The following is an 11,125-nucleotide window of genomic DNA, read 5'->3' on the forward strand; positions in this document are numbered from 1 at the left end:
CAAATGAACATTATTAAATCATCACTGAAGTATAAGCATGTAACCTTGTCTGTATTGTTATTGCTGTTTGCGGTAGGTGTCAATTCCCTGTTCAATATGCCGCGCAGGGAAGATCCGAAGATCACAATACGGCAAGGACTGGTCATTGCATACTTTCCAGGGGCGAACTCTGTGCAGGTAGAAGACCAGGTTACCAGGAAGCTGGAACAGTATCTCTTCCAGTATGAGGAGGTCAATAAATCGAAAACATATTCTACTACAAAAGACGGTGTGGTGGTAGTAAATGTGGAACTCACAGAGAGTGTAAAACAACCTGATATATTCTGGAGCAAATTACGTCATCAGTTGCTTGTTTCAAGACAGATCGATCTGCCGGAAGGAGTAAAGGGGCCTATTGTCAATTCGGATTTTGGAGATACTGAAGCTATGGTGATGGCGCTGGAAAGCAACAGTGCCAGCTATGATGAACTAAAGCGGTATGCCCAACGCCTGGAGGACTATCTGCGCACTATTCCAGCCGCTTCCAAAATAAAACGAATAGGCGAACAGCAGGAAGAAATAGTTGTATCGTCTACTTCAGAGAAGCTCTCCCAATACGGGGTGAGTACGGATCAGGTGGTAAAGTTATTGCAATCTCAGAACAGTATTAATGCAACCGGAGAGGTGAAGACCAGCAGCAGCAAGACACCGCTGTACACTAATGGCTATTATAGTACCGAAACAGACCTTGCCAGCCAGATTGTGGGGATCTCTCAATCAGGCGCAGTCGTTAAGCTGGGTGATGTGGCCAGCCTGAAAAGGGATTATGCGGAACCGCAGAGTATTATTACCGTCAATGGCAATAAGGCGATGATGCTTTCCATTCAAATGCAGGAGGGCAATAATATTGTGAAGTTTGGTGAGGACGTGAATAAAAAGATTGAAGACGCCAGGAAGGTGATTCCTTCTTCCGTCAAGATCACCACGATCGTTAATCAGCCACATGTCGTAGATGAGAATATTTCGCATTTTATTCACGAGTTCTTCCTTGCCATCCTTTCGGTGATTGTTGTGGTTGTTTTATTACTGCCGCTGCGTATAGCGATGGTAGCAGCTATGGCCATTCCCATGACGGTGGCAGTCACATTTGCTATTATGCATGCATTGGGTATTGAGCTACACCAGGTGTCGCTGGCTGCGTTGATACTCGTATTGGGGATGGTGGTAGACGATGCGATTGTGATTGCAGATAACTATGTGGAACTGCTCGATGAAGGCGTTGACAGGTGGACTGCTGCCTGGCGTAGTGCCAATGACCTGGTCATACCTGTACTGACGGCAACGATTACCATTATTGCGTCTTTCATGCCAATGATCTTACTAAGAGGAACTGTTGGCGAATTCATATTTGCGCTGCCTATAACAGTTGCAGTGGCGCTGGCTTCCTCATTTTTTGTTGCCATGGTGCTGACGCCATTGCTTTGTTACACGTTCATTAAAAAAGGCCTACATCAGCAGCAAGGGGCTAAAGGAGGGGAAATCGATAATGTTCCTGTGAAGAGGAAAAAACGGTCTGTGCTTGACCTGATGCAGGATGGATATAATGCACTGCTGGACTGGTGTGTACTGCATCCGCGGCTGACAATTCTCAGCAGTCTTGTGCCTATTATTTTTGCAGGCTTGCTGTTTTCAAAGGGTGTGAGGGAGCAATTTTTCCCGGCAGCAGAAAGAAACCAGTTTGTGGTGGAGCTATGGATGCCAACGGGAACAAAGCTGGAAAAGACCAATGAGGCTATTCTGAGGGTGGAAGCATTGCTGAAGAACGACAAGCGGGTAGTTTCTTATGCAACATTTACGGGGACTTCTTCGCCCAGGTTCTATTATAATTTTTCCCCGGAGTTTCCAACATCGAACTATGCACAAATACTGATCAATACTACTACGGAGGCAAGCACGGAAGAGCTCTCCCGTGAGTTAAGCGGCAAAGTAGGAGAACTGGTACCTGAAGGTACCACTTATGTCAAACTGATGCAGCAGGGATCGGCGTTAAAGGCTCCTGTGGAAGTGCGGATCATCGGTGAGGATATTGATCATTTAAAGGCTATTGCGGCGGATGTCACCAACATCGTTAGCCATGCGAAAGGCGCCCGTTTTGTAAGAAGCGATTTTGCGGAAGATTATTATGGCATCGGGATAAGACTGAAAGAAGAAGCCAGCCGGCTGGGTTATACCACAACCAGCATCTCTCAATCCGTCTATACAGGCTTTAGTGGTGCTGCTGTTTCTACCATGTATGAAGGCAATGATCCGATAAATATTCTGCTGCGACTGGATGAAAAAAGCAGACAATCTACAAGTGATCTGGAGAACCTCTATTTGAAGTCGCCGGTAACAGGTGCGGCAGTGCCTTTAAGGCAGATTGCTGATTTGAGTCCGCAATGGCAAACGGGCAGAATTATGCACCGTAACGGTGTACGGACCCTGACCATTCAAAGTGAAACGGCGCCGGACGTACTTCCTTCTGAGTTACTGGCTGCTATACAACCGGCGATCAATAAACTGGCACTTCCCAATGGATATCGTATTGAATACGGGGGAGAGGACGCTAATAAGAAAGAAGTGCTGGGACAGTTAATTGCTGCATTATTGGTGAGCCTTGTACTGATATTCTTCATTCTGCTGTTCCAGTTCAGGAATATCAAAGAGGTACTGATCGTGATGCTTACCATACCTCTGAGCCTGTTTGGCGCTATCATGGGCCTGTTCCTTACAGGTAATTATTTCAGCTTTACTGCCTTTGTTGGTTTAATAGCGCTGTCGGGTATCGTTGTGCGTAACGCCATCATCCTGGTAGACCATACGCATGAACTGATGAAACATGGACTTGATATTAAATCGGCAGCCATAGAATCGGGCAAGCGGCGTCTAAGGCCTATTTTCCTTACAGCAATGGCTGCTGCTATTGGTGTGTTGCCAATGATCATATCTGGTTCCCCTATGTGGGCGCCACTTGCAAGCGTGCTGGCATTTGGCGTGGTATGGAGTATGATCATGGCATTACTCACCGTACCGGTATTGTATATCTCCCGGATAAAGTCAACACCTAATGTAGAAACGATAAAGTCAACAGTGAAATGAAGCATTATATAAAACATTCTGCCCTTTTGTCCATGGCTTTCATCTGCTGCTGCTCCTTATTGAAAGCGCAGGATAGTCAGTCATATTCTCTCGAGCAGTTAAAGGATGCTGCTTTGAAGAACAATCATATACTTGCCATCAAGGAATGGCAGATAAAAGAAAAGCAGGCAAAGATCAAAGAAGACGAAGTCAAAAAGTATCCTTCTGCCACTGTGAATGGCAATTACTTATATAATATCAACCTGGGGGAAATAACCATACCTGCCGGTACTATTGGTGAATTGCAGCTCAGTCCCAATAATACTGTACTGCTTCCCAACACCGACAAGAATTTTACAGTAGGGCAGCATAGTAACTTTACTATCGGCATGCTGGCATACCAGCCTATTACCCAGCAGGCCAAGATAAAAACCGGACTGGATATAGATAAAACCGAAATAGCGGTGACTGAGAAAGAGCGGTTTAAAATATCCCTGCAAATAAAACAGGCAATAGATAAACTTTATTATGGCACCTTAATAGCACAAAAACAGCTGGAGGAGGCGGAAGCAAAGTTAGCGTTAGCTACCTCAAAATTAGCGGATCAGGAAAATGCGCAACTGGCCGGTAAAACGATCACAGCGGATAAAGCTGGTCTGCAGGCTGCTGTTGCCAATGAAGAGCAAAACATCCTCAAATTGAATATTCAGATTGAAGACTATATGGGGGACTTAATCAACCTGACAGGGATTGATGCGCATTCCTTGAAACTGGCAGCCATTGAGCCGGCCGTGCAGCCAATGGATGCACTGGAAGGCTATAAGAGTGTTGCCTCTTCTTCAAATGCTGACATGCAGATAGCAGGATTGAATAAATCAAAAGCCTTATTGGGCATTAAAGCTGCCAGGCAAAGCAATATCCCAGATCTGGGACTGGTGGGCGGTTATTCTTATCAGTACGGAAATCCTATACTGCCTAACAATATTCCATTTGTAGGAGTGAACCTCAAATGGAATGTGCAGGAGATCTTTTCCAACAAACAGGTATTGAAACAACGACAGTTCCAGCTAAAGCAGGCGGAAGAGAATATTCAGTACACACAGCAGCAGGTGAACAACGACATTGAAAAGGCATACAGGAAGATCGAACAATCAAAGCAGTTGATCGCTGTTGCGCAAAAGGCCCTTTTTTATCAGAAAGAGGCGTTTAAACTGCAGGAAGATAAAAAGGCTGCTGGTCTTAATGTGAAAACAGATCTGCTGAACGCAAAATCTTCATTGGCGAAGTCTGAGGCCGATATGTATGCGGCGCAGTTGTCTTACCTGATAGCGGTTGCTGACCTGAAGATATTGACGGGGCAGTAAGAGGACGTTGTTGTTACTTATAGCTGGATGGTACAGATATGTTACAGTATATTGATTGGATATTTTCCACTTTGTAGTTTAATTTTGCGCCCATATCCGGGGACGGGAAAATTAATCGAGAATGAATTTTTATACACGTAAATGGGTGAAACCCGAGGATCTGAATGCACATGGAACTTTATTTGGCGGCAGCCTGCTGCGCTGGATAGATGAAGAGGCAGCTATTTATTCAATTATTCAGCTGGGTACAAACAGGTGTGTGACCAAATACATGTCCGAAATCAATTTTATCAATTCTGCCAAGCAGGGTGATATTGTAGAGTTGGGGATCAAGGCGATCCATTTCGGCAGAACGTCTTTGACACTTACCTGCCAGGTAAGGAACAAGATCACGCAGAAAACCATTCTTACCATTGATAAGATGGTATTCGTAAGTGTGGATGAAAACGGTGTACCGGCGCCACATGGGCGTACAAAGATCACTTATACTGACGAGCGTTTAAGAGAGGAGGATTAAGTACGTCCGACGGTGAAGCAACGCATGCTTACCGCGCTGAATACTTCTTCGTAGGTATAGTGGATCTCCTCGTGTTTATCGGCCAGTGCGATGCTGTATAACATGGGAATGTAGTGGTCTTCCGTAGGAACGGCCCTGCGTGCCAGTTTCCCCAGGTTCCTGTAGTAGAACAGACTGCCAAAGTCGCGTTCATTGATCCTGGCTTTGACCCAATCATCGAACTCAATAGCCCAGGAATAAGGCTTTCCGTTACTGAATGTTCCTTTCAGGAGGCTGAGTTGCAGGTTGTGTACGATGTTGCCACTACCAATGATCAATACGCCTTTCTCCCGTAATGGCTTCAGTTGCTGCGCCAGATTCCAGTGGTAGTCGAGCCGCTGACTGACAGGAACGCTTAATTCCATTACCGGGATACTGGCGTCGGGCATGATGTGCCGGAGTATGGCCCAGGCGCCGTGATCAAGGTCGGTGCTTTCGTCTATTTTTACCTGTGGTGATAGTTCTGGTATCATGGTACTGAAGCGGGTAGCTCCGTCTACGTCGTAGTAAGTGCAGTTAAAATGTGCCGGCACCTTTAGCCAGGTGGTTTCTGCAGTCAGGTAGTGGCCGGAAATGACCAGGATGGCGGATGGCTTCCGGGTGAGGGCAGTCCCCATTTTACGCAGGCTTTGGGTAAAAGGATTGTCCCTGAATGCATTTTCCGGATCGCCATGACCTACAAAAAATACCGGCATCTTTTCAGTAGGCTGGAAAATGCCTGGCAAGTTTAATAACCGCTCTATCTGCCCAGAGTAGGGGATGAGCGGCAGTAGTGCCGCCATCTTAATAAATCTTTTCCGCTCCATACCAGTTTAATGATTCATAATACCAGGTAAATATATTTTCTATTTAAGTATCTCCCACATTCCCTGGCGAATTTTAACTTTTACCTTTCACCAGTATACTTCCCCTCAGGAAGTTCATTTTCACAAAAGAGTCTGTTTCTTCAAATCCTGCATCCAGCCATTGCTGTTTGCATTGCGGATTCGCGTAAAGTATTTTCAGGGGACGGGGCCTCCTGAGCAGGCTTTCTTCGACTTTGGCGATAAATTTCTCCATGATCACCTGATCAAAAGGGTTGAAGAGGAAGATCACGCCGACGGTTTCAGGGATGGCATAGGCACGCGCGTCCTGGCAGGCTACATTGATCCTGATATCGCGATACCGGTTACGGAGGATATCCCGCATTTTTATGGCGGCCTTGTACAGTCTGGGGGAAAGGTCTATGCCGGCAAGGGTAGTGAAGCCGTAGGCGGCTCCCATGGCTAATACACGTCCTCTTCCGCACCCGACGTCCAGCAGGGTAGTTGACAGGTCAGCAGGCTGCAGGTGATCGAACAGCCAGGTGGCGGTGTAGTAGTTGACTGGCTCATACATGGCGATATGCTTCCTGTCTTCTTTTGATACCTCCGATGCGAGGTTGTCTGTGCCAATGGTCCGGATGCCGTATTTCTTTTCTCCGCGGATTTCGTGCCTGATGATGAAAAAGGCCAGATCTAATCCCCAGTGCCATCCGACATATAAAAAATATAACAGGTATCTCATGATACGCTTGTTGAGGGGTGATGCTGTTTCAGGATTGTAGGGTTCAGGCAGTAATATTGTAATATAAGTAATTTATTCTATTGTTTATGCTAAGTAGCTTGGTTTCATTACGCTGCGTTTTTTCCGCTAAGTAGCTTCGGTTTCAGTATGGGATGTCGGTCGGCGCCTCTCTGAATGTCGATTGGGCTTCGTCAAGCGAATAAGAAGTGGGATATGGATTGGGCAGCACCGGTCGTGTCGCCGGAGAGCCGAAGGCCCGACATTCCCATCTGAAACCGGTGCTACTTCCGCTGTCCCTGTGCTGTTTATAGGGTCCCTTTATTATACTCCCTGACTGATGAGCTGTCTATTGGATGCTTTTGAGGTCTGTTTTGTAGTCTGTTTTTGTACTCTGTTTTGAGTACTATTTTCAGGGCTGTTTTGTGGTCTGATTATTTTTAAGGCAGGTAGTAGTGGTTGGTTTCTATTGGCCGCAAACAGGCGTAGCACGGCTCAGATCTTCCCCGAAGGGAAAATATGCCCGTTGATAAACAAAAAAGCTGCCTCCCGGATGGAAGACAGCTTTTTATAATTGTTGTAATAGTTATATAGCTATAATATTTTATAATATCTATACCTGTTGTTCTTTCTCCTCCAGTCTCGGCTGATGCAACTTTACGGGCTTGCTGGATTTGGATTTCATTTTCAGGTTCAGCATTTCGATGAAAACGGAGAAGGCCATCGCGAAATAGATATATCCTTTAGGGATATGCTGTTCGAAGCTTTCTGCGATCAATGATACGCCAATGAGCAACAGGAAAGAGAGCGCCAACATTTTCACTGTTGGGTGTTTGTCCACAAAGTTGCTGATGACTTCGGAGGCCATCACCATTACGGCTACAGCGATAATCACTGCAGCGATCATGATCTGGATATGGTCGGCCATACCCACTGCGGTAATAACAGAGTCAAGAGAGAAAACGATATCCAGCAGTAAGATCTGGATAATAGTCTGGGTAAAGCTGATAGGCTTGGGATTCGCAGATTCATGTCCGCCGCCTTCCAGCTTTTCATGTATTTCGGCTGTACTTTTATAGATCAGGAAGAGGCCCCCGATAAGCAGAATGAGATCCCTGCCGGAAATAGCGGTGGCTTCCAGCCACTTTTCGTTCTGTATGCCTATCCAGTCGCCTACGTTGAACAGCGTACGGGTCAACGACATGATCCAGCTGATGGACAGCAGCAACAGTATGCGGACAAACATGGCGAGTGTCAGACCAAGACGACGCGCCTTCTTTTGCTTGTTTTGAGGCAGTTTTCCTGCCATGATGGAGATGAAGACGATATTATCAATTCCAAGTACTATTTCAAGTACGCTTAAGGTTAAAAGGCTGATCAATGAGTCTATTGTAAACAGGCCTTCGACGGAAAAAAGATTTCCCATTTTTAATGTGCATTATAGGTTTGAAGCCGCAATCTTACAAATTTTTACGCTGATCAGGAAAGTTTGTTGACAACTTGCTGCCAGCATTCTGACAGAAACGCTCCTGTTATTGATGTGAATGCTGCTCCTGTATGATATTCCAGGGTATCACAAAATGTGCGCCATTGCTGCGGTGAACTTTAGTGATTAAAAAAGGAGGAAAAGCGCCGTTAATTGGATACTTTTGTTATTGTAACCCTTGTTAGAAGATATATGGATATAAAAGTTATTGCCTTTGACGCGGACGATACATTGTGGATAAACGAACCCTATTTCCGCGAAACCGAAACCGAGTTTTGCCAACTGATGGAAAGCTACTTACCGCAGCATACCGCAGCGCGTGAATTACTGCAGATAGAAATCAGAAATCTTTCCCTGTACGGCTATGGTATTAAAGGATTTATGCTGTCGATGATAGAAACTGCATTGACGGTGTCCAACAATACTATTGATATCAGTGCTGTTGAAAAGATCATCGAGTTAGGAAAAGCCCTGCTGGCCAGACCGGTGGAAGTATTGGACGGCGTGTTTGATGTATTGTCGGCCCTGAAAGATAATTACCGCCTGGTGGTAGCTACCAAAGGAGATCTGCTGGATCAGGAACGTAAGCTGCGTAATTCTGGTATCCTGCACTTCTTTCACCATGTGGAAGTAATGTCGGACAAACAGGAAGGTGATTACCGTAAATTATTAAAACACCTGGATATTACGCCTGATCAGTTCCTGATGATCGGTAACTCCCTGAAATCTGACGTGTTGCCGGTACTGGCGATTGGCGGTCATGCTATTCATATTCCTTTTCACATTACCTGGGAGCATGAACATGTAGACGTACATATTGATAACCCTAACTTCAGACAGGTAGAAAATATTTTAGCTATTCTGCCATTGTTGTATGCAACGTTACCGTGAGTAGTCATCGTTGTTTCTGATTGTCCATCCTATACTGTCCCAGTACCAGCGGGACTTTTAATGCTTAATTATTAAGCAGGAATTACTATTTTGTAGCCTCACGTTAGAATTCCATATTATTCACTACTCAAGTCAAACTAAATGAAAATTAAATGGATGGTGTGTTGTGCACTTCCAGTGGTTTTCATGTTACCACTGAAGGCACAAGCCGGCATTAAACAGGTCTCACCCGGCGCCTACACTCCTCCCGCCTATGAAGCATTGCCATTAGGTGCCGTTAAACCCGCGGGATGGTTGAAACATCAGTTACAGATCATGCGTGACGGTACCACCGGTCATCTGGATGAGGTGTACGCTAAAGTCAAAAATGATAATGGCTGGCTGGGCGGCCGTGGCGATGGCTGGGAGGAAACCCCTTATTGGCTGGACGGTGCATTACCGCTGGCTTATTTACTGGACGACAAGATCCTGAAAGAAAAAGTGCTCCGTTATGTCAACTGGACGATAGAACATCAGCGTCCCAGCGGTTATTTTGGTCCGCTGACAAGAATGGAGCTGGACAGTGGTGTCACCATTGATCCGCAGCACGCTACTTATGGCGAAGACTGGTGGCCTAAGATGGTCATGCTGAAAGTACTGCAACAGTACTATTCCGCTACCGGCGATAAAAAAGTTATCAAGCTGATGTCGAAGTATTTCCGGTACCAGGTGGAGGCCCTGAAAGTAGCTCCTATTGGCAAATGGACGGAATGGGCCACTTCCCGTGGCACAGAGAATGTGATGATGGCGCAATGGCTGTATGGTATTACCAAGGATGATTATCTGCTACAGCTTGCCGACCTGATAGAGCGGCAATCATTCCCCTGGACCAACTGGTTCGGTAATAGGGATTGGGTGATCAACACCACTACCTATCGCAACAATTATCAGTGGATGAACCGGCATGCTGTCAATGTGGCTATGGGACTGAAATCGCCAGCTGTCAATTATGAGCGTACCGGCAACAAACAATACCTGCAGAACCTGCGTACAGGCTGGAACGACTTAATGACCGTTCATGGCTTGCCTATGGGCATCTTCTCCGGAGATGAAGATCTGAACGGCAATGATCCGACACAGGGTGTAGAACTGTGTGCTGTCGTGGAGGCGATGTATTCACTAGAGCAGATCAGCGCTATTACGGGAGATGTGGCTTATATGGATGCGCTGGAGAAGATGGCATTCAATGCCCTGCCAACACAAACGACGGACGATTACAATGCAAGACAATACTTCCAGGTAGCGAATCAGCTACAGATCAGCAAAGGCGTATTTAACTTCTCCCTGCCTTTTGACCGGGAGATGTGTAACGTACTGGGACCGCGTAGCGGTTATACCTGTTGCCTTGCGAATATGCATCAGGGCTGGACGAAATTCACGACTCACCTGTGGTACCAGACTCCTGATAATGGTTTAGCTGCATTGGCTTATGGCCCGAATACAGTGACAACTAAAGTAGGGAAGAAAGAGCAGGAAGTGACCATCAGGGAGATCACAGACTATCCTTTCAATGAAGCGATAAAGTTTGAAATTGCGTTAAAGAAGGAAACGGAATTCCCCCTGCAACTGCGTATACCGCAATGGTGTGAGAATGCCGTCATCTTACTAAATGGCCAGCCTTACAGTAAAGAGAAAGGTGGACAGGTCATTACCATCAAACGCGAATGGCATAATAAAGACATAGTGACATTACAGTTGCCCATGAAAATCTCCACCGGTACCTGGGGAAGAAATTCCAGTGCAGTAGAAAGAGGTCCTTTAGTATACGCCCTGAAAATACAGGAGCGATGGGAGAAAGCTACTGATACTATCGAAGGAGATTACTTTAGCGTATATCCTGAAAGTGTCTGGAATTATGGGCTGCGTCGTGTAGATGTGCGCCATGCTGCAGATAGTATGAAGGTGAGCATGCAACGGCCTGTAGGTGACAGCTTCGTATGGAACCTGCAACATGTTCCTATCGAGATCACAGCGCCTGCGAAAAAGATTCCTTCATGGAAAGTATTGAACGGTGTGGCTTATCAGCCGCCTACTGACCGTGAAGGCATTTATAAAGGGAAGGTAGATACTGTTGTACAACATATCACCCTTGTACCTTATGGTTTTACTAAAGTCAGAGTTGTAGCATTTCCTGTTGTACCATAAAATATC

8 protein-coding genes are annotated in these 11,125 nt (G+C 45.9%); 5 read left to right on the top strand and 3 right to left on the bottom strand.

The features are described 5' to 3' along the window. The first annotated feature begins 3 nt into the window (after nt 1–3). The 3 genes from CLV42_RS16080 to CLV42_RS16090 all read left to right on the top strand — a co-directional run bounded on the left by CLV42_RS16080 (nt 4) and on the right by CLV42_RS16090 (nt 4,977). Complete coding sequence (locus CLV42_RS16080; protein ID WP_106602944.1) at nt 4–3,117, top strand: efflux RND transporter permease subunit; 3,114 nt, start codon at nt 4–6, stop codon at nt 3,115–3,117. Then, nucleotides 3,114–4,460 (top strand): TolC family protein, encoded by a 1,347-nt coding sequence (locus tag CLV42_RS16085; RefSeq protein WP_106602945.1) that lies wholly within the window; start codon nt 3,114–3,116, stop codon nt 4,458–4,460. Before CLV42_RS16080 ends, CLV42_RS16085 begins: the two co-directional genes overlap by 4 nt. Before the next feature lie 121 nt (nt 4,461–4,581). Next, entirely contained in the window at nt 4,582–4,977 is a 396-nt protein-coding gene (locus tag CLV42_RS16090) for an acyl-CoA thioesterase (protein WP_106602946.1), read from the top strand. Here CLV42_RS16090 and CLV42_RS16095 read toward each other — a convergent pair. The 3 genes from CLV42_RS16095 to CLV42_RS16105 form a co-directional block, all read right to left on the bottom strand. Continuing rightward, complete coding sequence (locus CLV42_RS16095; RefSeq protein WP_106602947.1) at nt 4,974–5,822, bottom strand: dioxygenase family protein; 849 nt, start codon at nt 5,820–5,822, stop codon at nt 4,974–4,976. The two genes, CLV42_RS16090 and CLV42_RS16095, sit on opposite strands and share 4 nt — an antisense overlap. Before the next feature lie 73 nt (nt 5,823–5,895). Then, complete coding sequence (locus CLV42_RS16100; RefSeq protein WP_106602948.1) at nt 5,896–6,561, bottom strand: class I SAM-dependent methyltransferase; 666 nt, start codon at nt 6,559–6,561, stop codon at nt 5,896–5,898. Nucleotides 6,562–7,171: 610 nt separating this feature from the next. Further along, the gene (locus CLV42_RS16105; RefSeq protein ID WP_106602949.1) at nt 7,172–7,984 is read right to left on the bottom strand and encodes a TerC family protein; all 813 of its coding nucleotides are present in this window, start codon (nt 7,982–7,984) and stop codon (nt 7,172–7,174) included. A 252-nt stretch (nt 7,985–8,236) separates the two neighbouring features. Between CLV42_RS16105 and CLV42_RS16110 the strand changes: the two genes are divergently transcribed. Beyond that, entirely contained in the window at nt 8,237–8,935 is a 699-nt protein-coding gene (locus CLV42_RS16110; RefSeq protein ID WP_106602950.1) for an HAD family hydrolase, read from the top strand. Nucleotides 8,936–9,076: 141 nt separating this feature from the next. Then, nucleotides 9,077–11,119 carry a beta-L-arabinofuranosidase domain-containing protein gene (locus tag CLV42_RS16115; RefSeq protein WP_245901668.1) on the top strand — a complete coding sequence of 681 codons (2,043 nt, stop codon included), beginning with the start codon at nt 9,077–9,079 and terminating at the stop codon, nt 11,117–11,119. The last annotated feature ends 6 nt before the right edge of the window (nt 11,120–11,125 follow it).

Origin of the sequence: Chitinophaga ginsengisoli, assembly GCF_003014595.1 — a bacterium.
Taxonomy (GTDB): Bacteria; Bacteroidota; Bacteroidia; order Chitinophagales; family Chitinophagaceae; genus Chitinophaga; species Chitinophaga ginsengisoli.

Coding starts and splice junctions, on each gene's coding strand:
- CLV42_RS16080 (WP_106602944.1), top strand. CDS start 4: ATGAACATTATTAAATCATCACTGAAGTATAAGCATGTAACCTTGTCT.
- CLV42_RS16085 (WP_106602945.1), top strand. CDS start 3,114: ATGAAGCATTATATAAAACATTCTGCCCTTTTGTCCATGGCTTTCATC.
- CLV42_RS16090 (WP_106602946.1), top strand. CDS start 4,582: ATGAATTTTTATACACGTAAATGGGTGAAACCCGAGGATCTGAATGCA.
- CLV42_RS16095 (WP_106602947.1), bottom strand. CDS start 5,822: ATGGAGCGGAAAAGATTTATTAAGATGGCGGCACTACTGCCGCTCATC.
- CLV42_RS16100 (WP_106602948.1), bottom strand. CDS start 6,561: ATGAGATACCTGTTATATTTTTTATATGTCGGATGGCACTGGGGATTA.
- CLV42_RS16105 (WP_106602949.1), bottom strand. CDS start 7,984: ATGGGAAATCTTTTTTCCGTCGAAGGCCTGTTTACAATAGACTCATTG.
- CLV42_RS16110 (WP_106602950.1), top strand. CDS start 8,237: ATGGATATAAAAGTTATTGCCTTTGACGCGGACGATACATTGTGGATA.
- CLV42_RS16115 (WP_245901668.1), top strand. CDS start 9,077: ATGAAAATTAAATGGATGGTGTGTTGTGCACTTCCAGTGGTTTTCATG.